Consider the following 16,765-nt stretch of genomic DNA (forward strand, 5'->3'; position numbering starts at 1 on the left):
CTCATTAAACGAGAGTCCATATGCCAATCACTACTATCAAAAGCGCTTGTTAACGACGTTGGCAAACAGTTAATCAAATTTACTTACAACAAGTCACCGAACTCCTCCGTCTTTTCTACAATAGAACAGTCGATTATTTTGCGATTTTGAATTGCTGTTGTAATTAACGGTTCGAAGTCAATAAAGCTTTCGTAGTACTCGACTTTTTCTAAACGCGGTTTCGTTTTAGGACTGGATGGTGTGAAAACAGTACAGCAGTCTTCAAACGGTTGAATAGAGGTTTCATACGTTCCGATTTTTTTAGCCATTTCGATGATTTCCAATTTATCCGTTGCAATTAGCGGACGTAGTATTGGTGTCGTGGTAACTGCGTTAATTGCCGTAAAACTTTCGAGGGTTTGACTTGCCACTTGTCCTAAACTTTCTCCTGTTACGATAGCGAGTGCACCGATTTCTGTACGTAGCTGATCTGCAATACGCAACATAATTCTTCTCGTAGACGTGATGGATACATTTTCAGGTACTTGCTTAACAATCGCTTGTTGAATTTCAGTAAATGGAATGACGTGCAATTTTATTTTTCCGCCATATGTGCTAATTTGGCGTCCTAGTTCCACCACTTTTTCTTGTGCTTGCTCACTTGTGAATGGTGGGCTTGCAAAATGGATTGCTTCTATAGTGACGCCACGTTTCATCATTAAGTAACCAGCAACAGGACTATCTATTCCACCAGACAACATAAGTAGTGATTTGCCGTTGGAACCGACCGGCATGCCACCCGCACCTTTAAATACTTTAGAAGAAAGGAATGAACCGTCTTCCCTAATATCTATATGAAGTAAAATATCCGGTTTCTTAACGTTCACGCTCAGATTGGAATGAGCTTTTAAAACTGTGCCGCCAATTTCTCTTTGCAATTCTCCTGTTACTAATGGAAATGATTTGTCCGTTCTTCTCACTTCAACTTTGAATGTTTTCTCATTCGTGTCTTCGGTTTCAAAAATCGCAAGTGCTGTTTGTTGAATCGCTTCAACAGTGGACTCACACTTAGCAATCGGACTATAAGATTGAATGCCCGCAACGTCGGATAACCGCTCTATTGCTTGTTCCAAGTCTTCACTTGTTGCATATAAAAACATGCGATCACGTTCTGCTTTTAGTTTAACTGATTGTAAATCATGAAGAACTTGCTTAATATTCGTGGTCAGCTTTTGTATAAATACTTTTCGATTTCGCCCTTTAAGCGACATTTCTCCGTATCTTATAAGAAGTTCATTCCAAATCATGCTGCTTCATTCCTTTCTTGATCATCTTTAAAAATTCTTTAATTACTTGTAAGAGCGTGTCTATTTCTTCTTCTGTATTCATATTACCGAAGCTAATTCGAATAACACCTTTACGGTAACCGTCCGGAACATGGATTGCTTGAATAACGTGACTTATTTTGTTTGTTTTAGAAGAACACGCACTGGAAGTGGAAACCATGATGCCTTGGGCTTGAAAATAATTCACTGCCACTTCGCCTGTGATCCCTTTAAATGCAACTGTAAAAATATGTGGAGCACCTTCTATAGGTGAACAGACCCTTACAAGTTTTTCAGCATTCAAAAGGTTCCGCAACCGTTCACTCCATCGTTTATAGGTAGGTAAATTATTTTTTTCGTTTACTATTCGAACCGCTTTAGCAAATGCTACAGCTCCAGCTACATTGGCGGTCCCACTCCTGAAACCATGCTCCTGACCTCCTCCAAAAGTGACAGCTTCCGGCTCTTTAAATTTCTTTGTTACTAAGCAGCCAGTCCCTTTCAACCCATGGATCTTATGCGCAGAAAATGTCACTGCGTCCACCCATTCAGGATATGGTAATGGAAGTTTTCCAAGGCTCTGTACACAATCCGAATGGAATGTAGCTCGAGAATGATCTCGGATTACTTTTGAACACGCTTCAATCGGTTGGATTGATCCAATTTCATTATTTACATGCATGATACTCACTAAAATGGTATCTTTCCTAATCTTCTGCTTCAATTCTTCAGGAGATACTTGACCTGCATCATTGACCGAAAGGAAGTCAATTTCAAATCCTTCTTTTTGCAAATGAAGACAGGCATTCCGAACTGAATCATGCTCGATTTCGGTTGTAATAATATGGTTTCCACGATGCTTAAGACTGTTTGCATATCCAACAACAGCTAAATTATTTGCTTCAGTACCGCCAGAAGTAAAAATCACAGTACTTTCGGAGTCTCCAGCTAGTGTCGCAATTTGCTTCCTGGCAGATTCTAAAAGCTGTTCAGATTTGTTCCCAGCTTGATGAAGTGACGCAGGGTTCGCATAATATGTGCGGTTCACTTGTGTAAATGTCTGTAGAACTTCCTCTTCTGGTATCGTTGTAGCACTATTATCCAGATAAATCATCATGAACTCGTCCTTTCATGCACCTAAAGCGCACAAAGCCACCTGCACTCAATGTGCGGGTGGCTGAAGGGTACGCTTACTGTACGTGTTCTTGTATTAACTCTTCAATTCGCTTCATTGCACCAGGTTCCACTTCTTCAACAGCAGTGGCTGCTTCTTCTAGAGCTTTTGCATACCGGAACTGTCTGAATGCCATTTCCGCCTCCAACAATCTGGCATGCATTGTCGGATAAGATGCTCGATATCGATTTCCATATTGTATAATTTGTTCAGTTAACAATGCATTCTCTAACATTTCATCAATTTTCAACACGACTTCACGCACTTCTTTTTCTGCGTTGTTTATATAGTCTTCTACAAGCGCCATATTGAGCGGAACTTCTTCTAAACCATTTTTAACAATAAAGAGTTGTTCATCGGCTTCTTCTAATCGGACTTCGATATCATCAGGTACACCTGGAATGTTCGCTTTCAGAAGTTTTCGTTCAGCTTCTTGTAATGTCCTTGTGAGCTCTTCTAGACGTGTTCTAACAGTTAGTTCATCAGTCCGTAGGTTTTTAATACGTTCCTGGAACGCAATAGTTTCCATTTCCACGCGATCTAACGTTTCAGCAACTGTGCGTAAGTCTAGTGCAAGTCCTGAGTAAGCTGACTCACCATTTTCTCCTTGACTAGTCAAGAGTTCAAACCGCTTAGTAGCATCTGAAAGTTCAACAAGGAAGCTTTTAGGAATCGCCGCTTCTTTTTCATCCAATCGGTAACTTTCTTGTACGAATAACGCTTCATCTGCAATTTCCTTTGAAAACGACTTGACTACCACTAGTCTGTTTGCAACTTCTTCGTAAGTTTGTTCCATATACTGACGTTCTTTCACTTCTTCTTCGAGTGCATCATAGAAAGAATCCAAGCTATCATCAATTTCAGCTAAACGTTTTTGAACGGGTTGAACATCAAGAATCTCCACTTTACCAAGTAATTCTTCTAGTTCACGCTCAATAGCTCCTAATGATGATTTTAAGTTTAAGTGTTCTAAATAGTAACCGTCATCCATCATTTCAGCTACACCATTTCGGAGTTCCCGAATTGCAGATGGAAGTTTACTTTGCAACTCACTCAGCAATGATGGAATTTCTCGTATCAACGGGAACAGCTCATTCGCTTTGGATGCAACTGCAAGTACATTCTCCCTTGCTTGCAAGTAATTTCCATTATCCGTTAACTCATCATATTCTTCAAACGCGGGTTGGAAATACTCAAGTTCTTTTTCTAATACTGGAACGGTTCTTCCAAAAGAATGCTGATGGGCTAATACAGATTTCCGGGCTTCCCTAAATTCTTCTCTTAAGGACTCCATCTCTACTCTGTTTTTTTCTTCACTGCCAATCAGTTCATTCAATTCGTGTAAAATCGAATTTTTACGTTCTTCACACACTGTGAGTTGTTGGTTGATGTCTTTTTCAATTCCCGTTGCTTTTTTAAAGCGGAATCGATCAACCATTTCTTCGGTATCAAATAGTAAGGAATCAATTTTAGGAACGAGCACATCGACGACTTCCGTCCATTCGTTACGCCACCGTTCAAATTTCTCCTCAGTTTGACCTGTCATATTCAGCTGTTTGACTTTTGTCATTTCCTCAAATATCGGTTCATGCTGGATTTGTAGCTTTTTATGCTCCAGCTTGCTGATTTCCTGGATATGCTTTCGTCTCAACAAAAACATTGCAACAGCCAGCACAATCACTATGATGATTGGAATGATGAAGTAGTTCACCATTGTCCATCCCCCTATTCCGCAACGACTCTACAATTGATAATACCTTATATAGTAACACGTTTAAAGAATTTTCGTGTTGAAAAAGGGCGAATCTTCGTCGAAAATTTGTTTACTTGTGTGAAACACCTCGAAAAATGTATGATTCTATTAGATATTCTACTTTTTTTAGGAAGTAACTACACGGAAATGAGGGAGCATTTATGTTTATGGGGATCGAGTATTCGAAGGATTCAACAGAAAGTTATCGCCAACTTGCTGATCAGCTCCAACTTTTGTTAGAGGGAGAAAAAAATCGCATTGCAAATTTAAGTAACGCCTCTGCCTTATTAAGCAATTTCTTAGAGCGTACTAATTGGACTGGTTTTTATCTGATGGAAGAGGGAGAACTTGTCCTTGGACCATTCCAAGGCCTTCCTGCTTGTATTCGAATTCCTTTAGGAAGAGGCGTATGCGGAACATCTGCGAAAAACAGAGAGACCTTAGTTGTCGAAGACGTACATGCATTCGAGGGACACATCGCATGTGACTCCGCTTCACAATCTGAAATTGTGCTACCACTCGTGAAGAATGATGAGCTCATTGGAGTATTAGATATCGATAGCCCGGAAATTAATCGCTTTTCTGAAGAGGATCGCGTTGGCCTTGAGAAGTTTGTAGAAGTACTTTTACAACATATTTAAGTATGATATTTTCTAACAAAAGTAGCGAAGTGTATTCACTTCGCTACTTTTTGTTTGCCTGAACCTTCTTAATTAGAAAGGGTTTGCTGTGCTTGAGTTACTTGCAGAAATGCTTGCTTTAAGTCTGCAATGAGGTCATCCGCATGCTCTAATCCCGCTGACAACCTCAAGAGCCCATCACTGATCCCCATTTTTTCACGATCCTCTGCTGGTACTCCTGAATGTGTCATTGTTGCGGGATGCTGAATCAGAGTTTCTGCGTCGCCCAAGCTCACCGCAATTTTGATCAGTTTCAGATGATTCATGAATGCTTGAGCGATAAGTTGACCTCCTTTTATCTTAAAGGAAACGAGACCTCCCCCAGCTGACATTTGGTTCTTCGCGATTTCGACTTGTGGATTACTATCATCGAACGGATAAAAAACTGCTTCCACCAAGTCTTGTGTTTTCAAATAATCCATTAACCGTGTTGCATTTTCAGTATGCCTTTGCATTCTTATCGAAAGCGTTTTCAGCCCACGGATAAGTAACCAGGCATCAAACGGAGAAATGATGCCCCCGTAATCTTTTTGGACACTTGCACGAATTTTATCAATTTCCGACTTATCCTTACCTACAAGTAACCCTGCAATGACATCTCCGTGCCCATTAATATACTTAGTTGCGCTATGCAACACAAAATCCACACCAAAGTCGATTGGATTTTGTAAATAAGGGGATGCGAACGTATTATCGACAACGATTTTTAGCTGGTGACGTTTTGCGACTGCTATGACCGCTCGAAGGTCTGAGAGCTCCATAGTTGGATTAATCGGTGATTCGATATAGAGACAGACTGTTTCAGGAGTTACCGCCGCTTCTATTTCTTCTTCTGTTCCCATTGGAGTGAGAGTATGTGTAATGTTATATTTCTGTTCCATAATTCCAAGCAGGCCAAACGTGCATCCGTAAATCCCACGGGAACAAACGATGTGATCCCCTGTGTTCGTCAAATGAGTCAGGATGGCACTAACAGCCGCCATTCCAGAACCGAATGCCAGCGATCCAGCCCCATTTTCAAGCAGGGACATTCGTTCTTCCAACACTCGGACCGTTGGATTACCTAATCTCGAATAGATGCCGCCCTCTTCTTCTCCTGAAAACCGTCTAGCCCCTTGCTCTGCTGTGTCAAAAGCATACGTTGATGTTTGATATAAAGGAACTGCCAAACTTCCATGATGCGAGCTACTGTCATAGCCTGTGTGAACCGTTGCCGTGTCTTTATGAATTTTTTCATTCACCGTGAATCATCCACCTTTCACTCATGAAGTAAACGCTTACATTCATTGTATGCTTACCTGTTGTAAAACTCAAAGAAATTCGGTACTTGCGCATCATTCTGCAAGTACCGATTCACTAACGATAATCTGATTTTTCCCACCTGATTTTGCTGAGTAAAGTGCTTCGTCCGTATTTTGAAATAACTGCTGGTAGGTTTCCTTGTTTGTCGAAGGTGCCCACACACTAACTCCAATAGAAACTGTCACAGACGGATTGGTGATTTGAGGCATTTTAAGCAACAACTGTTTTGCAAGACGCTCCCCCTCAACAAGTGTCGCACCTGACAAATAGACCGCAAATTCTTCGCCTCCCCAACGTCCAGCGATATCATGATCTGAGATGCTCTCTTTAAGAAGTTCCGCCGTTTGTTTCAATACGCGATCTCCCACAGTATGCCCAAACTGATCATTTACCTGTTTAAAATCATCGACGTCGAGTAGAAGAAACGCCCCGCCAATGCCTTTTTTAAATGCTGAAGACATATGACGATCTAAGTACCCTCTCGCATATAAACCAGTCATCTGATCCTTGTTTGCAAGGTCTTGTAATTTCTCGCGGAGCGCAGAATTGGAGAGTGCAAGAGACGAGTGGCTAATAATTGCTTTCACTAGTTTAAAATCTTCAAATGTAAAATGATATTTCTCCGTGTGTATCAGCAATGTGTACCCTGCAATTTTTTCAGAAATGACTATTGGAGCAATCATTAGTGAACGATACGGAGTGAATCCTTCAATGTCATCGTTCTTCAAATCCGCTATAAAAACAGCGCCATTTTCTTTTCTCACGCGGCTTTCGGCATACTCCAAATAACGACCTCCAGCCTGCGTCAGAAAGTAAGAAGTCGTTTCTTTCGATAAAACCGGAGCTTCCTCATCCCTAAAATAGACAATTGCTACCTCTTCAGGTTCAAACGTTTCATTAAGCCGATTGTAAATATACGTAATCATTTCCTCGAACGTAAGTCGTTCAGTAAGTTTTTTAGAAACTTCATTCACCAATTGCAATTCATGGATCAGCCGATGAGATTGATCGTACAAGCTTGTATTTTCGATTGCATGACCTGCACTTTCTGAAATATTACGGACGAAGTCTTTTTGCAAAGGAGAAAATATATAATGACATGGTGCAGAAAGCTGGAGAATCCCATACGTCCCTTGCATGCCTTTTACAGGAGCACTGAGGACTTCACAATCATTTTCAGCATCTTTTCCAAGCGTCAATTCGCCAGAAAGAAAAGCTTCAACAGTGGATGGCAGTTCATTGGAATAATCGAATAACCTATAGGGACAAGAAGAGGCTAGCTGTTCTTGGGAAAGTATGAGTTCCACTTGAATTGCTCCAAATTTTTTAGAAATCGTGGATACGAGACGTGACTGGATTACTCCTAATTCCATAGTTGAGTTAAATGTCTTAGTTGCTTCGAGTAAGCTTTGATAATTTTGGGAATGTGTATGGAGTGATTGATAGCCTTTAATGGTTTCAATGAGCCTCCCCAGCAAGAGTTGGAACTTCTTGAAGTATTCGGAGGACGCAAACGTATGCCACTCATCTGTTGACTTCACAAGAACCATTGCAACCGGTTCGCGTTTCTCATTTCTAATCATTAAGGTATCATTGGCAAAGTCTAACGGATCGTCTGTCTCTGAGAATGCTCCGGATAGCATAGGAGCTGTTAAGGTTTCCACAACTCCCAGACGATTCCTTCGATCTTTCAGCAAAGATGAAGCAGGATAGAATTGGTTGTCTTCATATAGAAAGAACTCTATTTTCGTGATATTAAAGTGCGTTGTGAACAGTTCTTCAAAGAGGCGGATGAATTCACTTTCTTTTATGTTCTCCATCACACCTATCATTATATCCAGTAAGTTACTCTTAATCGATTCATACATTTGCTCATTTGTTTTCATATAGACACCCTCTATCATTCAGTAAAAGCATCGAATAACTTATCTTCATTTTATCGTATCATAATTCAAAATGCAACTTTATGACTAGTACAATATATCCATTTAGATTGATTTATTCTCGAAGGACTGAAGTCTCCTTTAAAATCACTTGACGAGTTTGTCCAACATTGGTATGATAGTCGTTGTGTAAAATAATTGCAGCAGTTGTGTGTTCTCTATTGCTCAGTCTGTTCCTCAATTTGAGGTGTATCCTGTAACCCTTGGCTGCAGAGGTGAAGATACATGAAAACAGAATGTCGTAGAGATTGAACGCATCTGGTCTTATTTTACAACAAAATAAAACCAACAGAGGAGGAGTCATTCATGGCTCGTTATACAGGTCCATCTTGGAAACAATCTCGTCGTCTTGGTATCTCACTAAGCGGCACTGGTAAAGAAATCGAAAAGCGTCCTTATGCTCCGGGTCAACACGGTCCGAACCAGCGTAAAAAACTTTCTGAATACGGTCTTCAACAACAAGAGAAACAAAAACTTCGCTTCATGTACGGTGTGAATGAGCGTCAGTTCCGCACATTGTTCAACAAAGCAGGTAAGATGCAAGGACTCCACGGCGCTAACTTCATGATCCTTCTTGAAACTCGCTTGGACAACATCGTTTACCGTCTTGGTCTTGCTCGCACACGTCGTGCTGCACGCCAACTCGTTAACCACGGTCACATCCTTGTTGATGGTAAGCGCGTAGATATCCCATCTTACAGCGTGAAGCCAGGTCAAGAGATTTCTCTTCGTGAAAAATCACAAAACCTTGACATCGTCAACGAATCAATCGAAATCAACAACTACGTACCTGAGTTCGTAACGTTCAACGCTGACACTAAAGTCGGTAGTTTCGTACGCCTTCCAGAGCGTAGCGAACTTTCTGCTGAAATCAACGAAGCTCTTATCGTTGAATTCTACTCACGTTAATAGCGAGTCCCATCCCTTCCGGATAATCCGGAAGGGATTTTTTTGCGTGGAGCGTGTTTTGATGTTTAGTGAGACATTTTCTTATGGCGAGCATCTTCCTTCTGTACGGAATTCGGTCTCTGCCGCGCGGTGTTTCTCTTTCGCGCACAATCCTCTTCCTTTCGCGCGTATGTCGGTCTGGCTCGCGTACAATTTCCTTGTCGCGCGTTTCTCCTATACTTCCACGCGTAAACACCGCTCTTCCGCGCACAACCCACTACCTTTCGCGCGCATTTCGATCTGGCTCGCGCACAATTCCCCTGTCGCGCGATTCTCCTATACTTCCGCGCGTAAACACCGCTCTTCCGCGCACACCCCTCTGCCTTTCGCGCGTATTTCGATCTCGTCCGCGCACAATTTCCTTGTCGCGCGTTTCTCCTATACTTCCGCGCGTAAACACCGCTCTTCCGCGCACAACCCACTACCTTTCGCGCGTATTTCGATCTCGTCCGCGCACAATCCTCTTCCTTTCGCGCGCATTTCGGTCTGGCTCGCGTACAATTTCCTTGTCGCGCGTTTCTCCTATACTTCCGCGCGTAAACACCGCTCTTCCGCGCACAACCCACTACCTTTCGCGCGTATTTCGATCTCGTCCGCGCACAATTTCCTTGTCGCGCGTTTCTCCTGTTCTTCCACGCGTAAACACCGTTCCTCCGCGCACAATCCTCTGCCTTTCGCGCGCATTTCGATCTGGCTCGCGCACAATTCCCCTGTCGCGCGATTCTTCTATACTTCCGCGCGTACACACCGTTCTTCCGCGCACAACCCACTACCTTTCGCGCGTATTTCGGTCTGGCTTGCGCACAATTCCCCTGTCGCGCGATTCTCCTATACTTCCGCGCGTAAACACCGCTCTTCCGCGCACAACCCACTACCTTTAGCGCGGATTTCGATCTGGCTCGCGCACAATTTCCTTGTCGCGCGATTCTCCTATACTTCCGCGCGTAAACACCGCTCTTCCGCGCACATCACTCTTTCTCTCGCGCGCATTTCAATCTCGTCCGCGCACAATTTCCCTGTAACGCGCTTTCTGAAAGCGTCATTACACAATCTTCAATAAAAAAATCAGAGAGAAAGGTGTTAACCTTTCTCTCTGATTGATCGTTCATCTTATTTAAACATAACCATTGTATATTTCTTCTTACCACGACGGACAATCGTAAATGCATCTTCTAAACGGTCAGCCGCGTTAACATCGTGCGCTGTATCCGTTACTTTGTCGCCATTTAACGAGATGGCTCCGTTGGTTACATCCTCACGTGCTTGTCGTTTAGAAGGTGATATGCCAGCTTCAACCAACAACTCAACAATATTGTGATCTTCTTTCGCCATTTCAAATGTCGGGACATCTTTGAAGGCATCCTTCATTTCAGAAGTCGTTAATTTCTTTAAGTCTCCACTGAATAGTGCTGCAGATATACGGGTCGCTTGATCGAGTGACTCTTGACCGTGAATAAGACGAGTCATTTCTTCAGCTAATGTCTTCTGCGCTTTACGCAAGTGAGGTTCATCCGCAACCGAACGCTCCAGTTCTTCAATTTCAGAACGTTCCAAGAATGTAAATATCTTCAGGTAGTGTACTACATCTGCATCTGCAGCATTGATCCAGAATTGGTAGAACTCATAAGGAGATGTCTTTTTAGCATCCAACCAGACAGCGCCGCCAGCTGTTTTACCAAACTTTGTACCATCGGATTTCGTAACTAGTGGAATCGTGATTCCGAATGCCTTAGCTTCTTCCTCGTGAGTCTTGCGAATGATTTCAAGTCCCGTTGTAATATTCCCCCACTGATCAGATCCACCGATTTGCACGCGACATCCGTAGTGATCATACAAGTGATTAAAGTCGATTCCTTGAATAAGCATGTATGTGAATTCTGTAAACGAGAGTCCTGTTTCTAAACGAGACGCCACATTTTCTTTTCCTAACATGTAGTTAATATTCAACAATTTACCATAGTCTCGCAGGAAACCAATCGCGCTCATTGGACCCATCCAGTCTTTGTTGTTAACGAGTCGCGCTCCATTTTCATCTTTAAAATCGAACAAACGCTCAAGTTGGACTTTCAATCCTTTTACGTTCTCATCCACTTGTGCTTCCGTTTGAAGTTGTCGTTCATCCGCACGGAACGATGGATCCCCAATCATTCCTGTTGCGCCACCTATGAGTAAAATAGGTCGGTGCCCGTGAAGCTGGAATCTACGAAGTGTCAGAAGTGGAACGATATGTCCGATGTGCATACTGTCAGCCGTTGGATCGACACCGCAATAGAGCGATACTTTTTGTTCGTCTAGGAGCTTTGCCATCCCATCTTCATCAGTTTGCTGGTAAAGCAAACCTCTCCATTTTAAATCCTCTAATAAGTTTGCTGTCATGTAACTTCCTCCTCCATTTTTGCTTCACAAGCACAAAAAATCCCTACACGATCTGAAAAAGATCATGCAGGGACGCTAATTGTACATGTAAGCGCGGTACCACCCAGCTTGAGATAATTATCTCCGCTTTATTAGCAATAACGCCGCTATCCGCGCAACACTCCAAAGCTGTAATTCGTGAACAAGGTACCGAGCAGCTTCCACCAACCGCTGCCTCTCTATACGGATCGCTTACCACTACTGCGGCTTCTTCACTGTGAAGAGTAACTACATCATATTGTAGTCGAAAATGGAAATTTGTCAAATAAATTCAGTCCATTACTGTTAGAATATGCTATAATTAATTAGATTTTTAGGAGGGAACGAATTGACAAAACAGGACAAAAAACGGGTTGATGAACTTGAAGATAAATTCGAAGCGATGAAGAAAACCAAATGGGCAAAAAATACCCGGATTACCTCAGGCGTCATCTGGAATCTCTTTTTGCTTTTCTTAGTGATCGGTTTGACGTTAACGGTTTTCGGCGCTTCCGTAGGGGCAGGTTATTTCGCCTCGCTTGTTGAAAAGGAACCACTTCGTTCTAAACAAGAAATGCGTAGTGAGATTTTAAGTTATGAAGAAACATCCGAAATCTATACAAACGGAAAGTACTTAAGAAAAGTGCGAGCGGACATTGACCGGAAAGAAGTCAAACTCGAGGATGTCTCCCCTTACGTCATCAATGCCGTTTACGCAACAGAAGATGAATATTTTAGCACACATAACGGGATTGTCCCGAAAGCAGTTTTCCGAGGTCTGTTCCAAGATGTCACCAATTCTGACAGTCAAACTGGCGGATCTACTCTTACACAACAGCTAATTAAAAACCAAATTTTAACGAATGAAGTTTCTTATGAGCGTAAAGCGAAAGAACTCTTACTTGCGATGCGGTTAGAGCATTTCATGACCAAGAATGAAATTTTAGAAGCCTATTTAAATATCATTCCATACGGTCGTAATTCTAATGGTGGAAACATTGCTGGAATCGAAGCTGCTGCGGAAGGAATCTTTAATAAGACCGCGAAAGAGTTGAATCTCGCTCAATCTGCATACATCGCTGGTATTCCTCAAGCTCCTTTTGCATATACACCATTTTACAATGGCTCAAATGGATTGAAAGATGAAAAAGGATTGAAGCCAGGCATCAATCGAATGAAGACTGTGTTATTTCGAATGAAAGAAACGGAATATATTACCGAAAAGCAATACAATGAAGCAATTGCCTACGACATTACAAAAGATTTCAGGACTGCGGCTCCGGCACCTAAAAGCAGAGATGAATTCTTAACGGATGAAATACAGCGCAGTACAATCGCAATTCTCGCTGATATGATTGCAGAAAAAGATGGAATTGACGCTGACCGATTAAAAGAAGATAAAAAGCTGAATGAGAAATATAGTATTTTAGCAGAACGTTCCATGAGAAATGACGGCTTCCGAATTCATTCGACTGTTGACTTAGCACTGTATAATGCAATGAACGATGTTTCGGAAAATTTTTCACAATATGGTTTCACTACTTCAGTGAACTCTACCAATAAGCAAACCGGAGAAAAGGTAACAGAGAAGTTGCCGGTTCAAGTCGGTGCAACATTATTGGACAATAAGACTGGTAAGATTTTAGCCTTTGTCGGTGGCCGTGATCATGAATTGGAAGCAACAAATCACGCGACACAAACTACTCGACAGCCTGGTTCTACTATCAAGCCATTACTCGTTTATGCACCTGCCATTGAGTATGGTGTCATCGGTGCTGGTAGCCCGGTAGTAGATGTGAAATTTAGAAGAGGAAGTTATGCTCCAGCCAACTTCATACCAACTCAGGAGCTTGGTATTATTTCAGCTCGCCAAGCACTTACGACTTCACAAAACTTAGCTGCACTTCGACTCTATAATCAGATTCTTGACCGAAGACCAGCTGAATTTCTAAAAAAAATGGGTTATACAAGCCTAGTGGAATCTGATTACGAAAACCTTTCTGCTTCATTAGGCGGTTTGAGATATGGTGGTACGGTCCAGGAAAACACAAGTGCGTATTCTACACTTGCAAACGGCGGACAACATGTAGACCCTTATATTATTGAGAAAATAGAAGATAAAAACGGCAAGGTCGTCTATCAACATAAAGTTGAGCCTGTACAGGTCTTCAGCCCGCAAACTGCTTACATCGTGACAGATATGCTTCGGGATGTCGCCTCTAGCGGTACTGCAAAAGTAATGAAGAGCAAATTAAATTTCAATGTAGACATCGCTGCAAAAAGTGGTACGACGAACTCATTCAGTGACGCTTGGCTACTCGGTTATAATCCGAACGTTTCCCTTGGCGTGTGGCTTGGTTATAAGTACCAAACCAAATCTCTTCAATCCACGCCTAACGCGCAATACGGAACCGCAAGCTCACGAACAAACGCTTTATATGCCAAACTCATGAATGCCATCAACCAGGCACGACCTGAAACGATTGGTCAAAATGTTCGTTTTCAACGACCTAATGGGGTTGTGAATCGCTCATTCTGTGGTATTTCAGGACTTGCACCGTCAGCTGCATGTTCAGCGGCAGGATTAGTCCGTTCAGATTTATTCAATGCGAATGTTATGCTCCCTAACAAAGCGGATGACAGCATCATTTCATCCTCGTCTGTATCTGTAAAAGGAAAGAGATATGCAGCATTGCCTTCGACCCCTTCTGAATTCATTACTGCAGGTGGTGTTGGTGTCAATGAAGCATTTATCAAACGGATGCTTGGACCTTTGGGTGGAGATGCATCCAAGTTGTTCCCAGCACGATCATCCTTTGCATCTCGCGTCGTATCCGGTGCGATCTTCCCTGCGGATAGTGTAGCGCCTGCAGGTGTGTCCGCTTCACAAAATGGCTCTGTATTGACGTGGAGTGCGTCTCCTTCAAACGATGTCATTGGCTATTATGTCTACAATGGTGGAAAGCGTGTAGGGACAATCATTGATGGTCAGTCACTCTCCTTCCCTATAGGAAGCGGATCATATACGGTACGTGCTGTGGATATCACAGGATTAACTTCTGCACCTTCTAATGCAGTTACGACCGAAGCAACAACACCTGAACCTGAAACACCTGATGATTCAAATAATGGGTCCGGAGACAGTGGTGGCGATACAGGTACGACCCCTCCTGATTCCAATACAGAGAACAAACCTAAGCCTCCTACTAACGGTGGGGGTGATGGAAAACCGAAGCCTCCTGGTAATGGCGGAGAAGACGGGAAGCCGAAACCTCCCGGTAATGGCGGAGAAGACGGGAAACCGAAACCTCCTGCAAACGGCGGAGATGGTGACGGAGATGGAGATTCAGACGGCAACTAAACTTTGCCGTCCTTCTCCCTTAAAAAAATTTAAAGAAAAGGCTGGACAGTTCCCAATGCGGGTTACTGTCCAGCCTTCTTTTTGTTGTTAGTCTTCCATTGTCGACAAATCACCCGTAGGCAAATCGAGTTCCCATGCTTTTAGCACACGTCTCATGATTTTACCACTTCGTGTCTTCGGAAGTTTGTCTTTGAACTCAATTTCTCTAGGAGCTGCATGGCCAGCAAGCTCTTTCTTCACAAACTGACGGATTTCTTCCTTCAATTCATCCGTCGGCTCGTATCCATCATGTAGCGCGATGAACGCCTTAATGATTTCACCACGGACTGGATCAGGTTTTCCAATGACACCCGCTTCTACAATTGCTGGGTGTTCAATTAATTTACTTTCAATTTCAAATGGACCGACGCGCTCACCACTCGTCATGATGACATCGTCTACACGGCCTTGGAAGAAGAAATAACCGTCCTCATCCATATAAGCAGAATCCCCTGATACATACCATTCTCCATTCAAGAAGTAGGAATCGTACTTTTCCGGGTTATTCCAAACGGCTCTCATCATCGCTGGCCAACCCTTTTTCAACGCCAAGTTCCCCATTCGGTTTGGTGGCAATACATTCCCTTGGTCATCGACAATGGCTGCTTCAATTCCTGGAACTGGTTTCCCCATCGAACCTGGCTTCAGTGGAAGTGAGCCAAAGTTGCAAATCATCTGGGCACCTGTTTCTGTCATCCACCATGTATCATGAATTCGCATGTTGAATGTCTCCATTCCCCAACGAACAACTTCAGGGTTTAGCGGCTCACCCACCGACAGGATGTGGCGGAGTGAAGAGAGATCGTGCCCTTCCATAGCAGCACTTCCTGCTCCCATCAACATACGGAATGCAGTCGGTGCGCTATACCAAACAGATACGCCAAATTCTTCAACAGCCCCATACCAGCTTTCCGTTGAGAAACGTCCACCAACAATCAGATTTGTTGTTCCTGCCAATAATGGGCCAAAAATTCCATACGCTGTACCTGTTACCCAACCTGGATCAGCAGTACACCAAAATACATCCTCTTCGCGAAGATCCAATACCCATTTTGCAGTTTGAAGTTGTTGGACCATTGCTTCCTGTACATGAAGGACACCCTTAGGTTTACCTGTAGAACCTGATGTATAGTGCAACAAGGTAGGTGATTCACGTTCTAACCATTCCACATCAAAATCTTTCGAAGCTTTCTCAAAATGTTTACTGAAACTGATTATTTTTCCTTCTTCTTTTACGTCGTCCCCCACGACGAAGACGGTTTCAAGATTCGGTAAACGATCAACTGGAATACGGTCAACCAGTTCTGGCGTCGTCACTATCGCTTTCGCATCACTGTCATCTAATCGATCATACACCGCACCTTCCATAAACGCTTCGAATAGCGGTCCTACTATCGCACCGATTTTCAACGCTCCTAAAAGAGCAAAGTATAGTTCTGGGGAGCGCGGCATGAATACAAAGATTCGGTCCCCTTTTTCTAAAGTTGAACAGTTTTTCAATACATTCGCAGCTTGGTTAGAATACTTCTTCAAATCTCTAAACGTATAAGTTTCGTTGCGTGAACCGTCTTTATAGTAGAGCGCAACCTTATTTTTGCGAAATGAATCGGCATGTCGATCTACCGCTTCGTGTGCAATATTCACTTTCCCCGTTTCGTACCAGCTAAAGGCCTTTTCAGCTTCTTTCCAGTCGAAAGTAGCCGCCAATTTGTCATAGTCTTGCATTTGGTAATCAGACTGTTGAGCCGGAATTGTTTTTAAAACCATAACAGAACCCCCTTGAATATGTACCAACACTATTATTCTACATGAATCACTCTTGAATTAGCAAACAAATAATATTTTTCCGACAGTTCTTCATTTTGTA

Annotated in this window: 10 protein-coding genes and 1 other annotated feature; of the genes, 3 read left to right on the forward strand and 7 right to left on the reverse strand. The window is 42.8% G+C overall.

What is annotated here, in order from left to right:
• Nucleotides 1–83: 83 nt before the first annotated feature.
• The 3 genes from thiI to ezrA all read right to left on the reverse strand — a co-directional run bounded on the left by thiI (nt 84) and on the right by ezrA (nt 4,192).
• Entirely contained in the window at nt 84–1,286 is a 1,203-nt protein-coding gene (gene thiI / locus M3197_RS08300) for a tRNA uracil 4-sulfurtransferase ThiI (RefSeq protein ID WP_251660590.1), read from the reverse strand.
• Nucleotides 1,273–2,418, reverse strand: a complete 1,146-nt coding sequence (locus M3197_RS08305; RefSeq protein WP_251660592.1) for a cysteine desulfurase family protein — start codon at nt 2,416–2,418, stop codon at nt 1,273–1,275. The genes thiI and M3197_RS08305 overlap by 14 nt, the downstream gene beginning before the upstream one ends.
• A gap of 76 nt (nt 2,419–2,494) precedes the next feature.
• Complete coding sequence (ezrA, locus tag M3197_RS08310) at nt 2,495–4,192, reverse strand: septation ring formation regulator EzrA (protein WP_251660594.1); 1,698 nt, start codon at nt 4,190–4,192, stop codon at nt 2,495–2,497.
• 200 nt (nt 4,193–4,392) lie between these two features.
• Here ezrA and M3197_RS08315 point away from each other — a divergent pair, with 200 nt between their 5' ends.
• Nucleotides 4,393–4,872 (forward strand): GAF domain-containing protein, encoded by a 480-nt coding sequence (locus M3197_RS08315; RefSeq protein WP_251660596.1) that lies wholly within the window; start codon nt 4,393–4,395, stop codon nt 4,870–4,872.
• Nucleotides 4,873–4,940: 68 nt separating this feature from the next.
• Here M3197_RS08315 and M3197_RS08320 read toward each other — a convergent pair whose 3' ends face one another.
• Both M3197_RS08320 and M3197_RS08325 read right to left on the reverse strand, forming a co-directional pair.
• Nucleotides 4,941–6,152 carry a PLP-dependent transferase gene (locus M3197_RS08320; protein ID WP_251660598.1) on the reverse strand — a complete coding sequence of 404 codons (1,212 nt, stop codon included), beginning with the start codon at nt 6,150–6,152 and terminating at the stop codon, nt 4,941–4,943.
• 93 nt (nt 6,153–6,245) lie between these two features.
• Nucleotides 6,246–8,099: a sensor domain-containing diguanylate cyclase gene (locus M3197_RS08325; RefSeq protein ID WP_251660600.1), complete on the reverse strand. Its 1,854-nt coding sequence runs from the start codon at nt 8,097–8,099 to the stop codon at nt 6,246–6,248.
• Nucleotides 8,100–8,462: 363 nt separating this feature from the next.
• On the opposite strand from M3197_RS08325, the gene rpsD reads away from it, so the two are divergent.
• On the forward strand, nt 8,463–9,065 hold the full coding sequence (gene rpsD / locus M3197_RS08330; RefSeq protein WP_251660602.1) for a 30S ribosomal protein S4: 603 nt from the start codon (nt 8,463–8,465) through the stop codon (nt 9,063–9,065).
• Nucleotides 9,066–10,214: 1,149 nt separating this feature from the next.
• Here the strand turns inward: rpsD and tyrS are convergent.
• Nucleotides 10,215–11,480, reverse strand: coding sequence for a tyrosine--tRNA ligase (gene tyrS / locus M3197_RS08335; RefSeq protein WP_251660604.1), 1,266 nt, complete (start codon nt 11,478–11,480; stop codon nt 10,215–10,217).
• 65 nt (nt 11,481–11,545) lie between these two features.
• Nucleotides 11,546–11,744, reverse strand: a binding site (T-box leader).
• Between the two features lie 103 nt (nt 11,745–11,847).
• On the opposite strand from tyrS, the gene M3197_RS08340 reads away from it, so the two are divergent.
• Nucleotides 11,848–14,859, forward strand: a complete 3,012-nt coding sequence (locus tag M3197_RS08340; RefSeq protein WP_251660607.1) for a transglycosylase domain-containing protein — start codon at nt 11,848–11,850, stop codon at nt 14,857–14,859.
• Between the two features lie 87 nt (nt 14,860–14,946).
• On the opposite strand, the gene acsA is transcribed toward M3197_RS08340, so the two are convergent.
• Entirely contained in the window at nt 14,947–16,665 is a 1,719-nt protein-coding gene (gene acsA / locus M3197_RS08345; protein WP_251660609.1) for an acetate--CoA ligase, read from the reverse strand.
• Nucleotides 16,666–16,765 lie beyond the last annotated feature (100 nt).

It is taken from the genome of Sporosarcina aquimarina, assembly GCF_023715615.1.
GTDB lineage: Bacteria > Bacillota > Bacilli > Bacillales_A > Planococcaceae > Sporosarcina > Sporosarcina aquimarina_A.

What these genes read in the sequence shown, in the direction of transcription:
- ezrA (WP_251660594.1), bottom strand. Translation starts at nt 4,192, where the DNA reads ATGGTGAACTACTTCATCATTCCAATCATCATAGTGATTGTGCTGGCT.
- tyrS (WP_251660604.1), bottom strand. Translation starts at nt 11,480, where the DNA reads ATGACAGCAAACTTATTAGAGGATTTAAAATGGAGAGGTTTGCTTTAC.
- acsA (WP_251660609.1), bottom strand. Translation starts at nt 16,665, where the DNA reads ATGGTTTTAAAAACAATTCCGGCTCAACAGTCTGATTACCAAATGCAA.
- M3197_RS08325 (WP_251660600.1), bottom strand. Translation starts at nt 8,099, where the DNA reads ATGAAAACAAATGAGCAAATGTATGAATCGATTAAGAGTAACTTACTG.
- thiI (WP_251660590.1), bottom strand. Translation starts at nt 1,286, where the DNA reads ATGATTTGGAATGAACTTCTTATAAGATACGGAGAAATGTCGCTTAAA.
- M3197_RS08315 (WP_251660596.1), top strand. Translation starts at nt 4,393, where the DNA reads ATGTTTATGGGGATCGAGTATTCGAAGGATTCAACAGAAAGTTATCGC.
- rpsD (WP_251660602.1), top strand. Translation starts at nt 8,463, where the DNA reads ATGGCTCGTTATACAGGTCCATCTTGGAAACAATCTCGTCGTCTTGGT.
- M3197_RS08305 (WP_251660592.1), bottom strand. Translation starts at nt 2,418, where the DNA reads ATGATTTATCTGGATAATAGTGCTACAACGATACCAGAAGAGGAAGTT.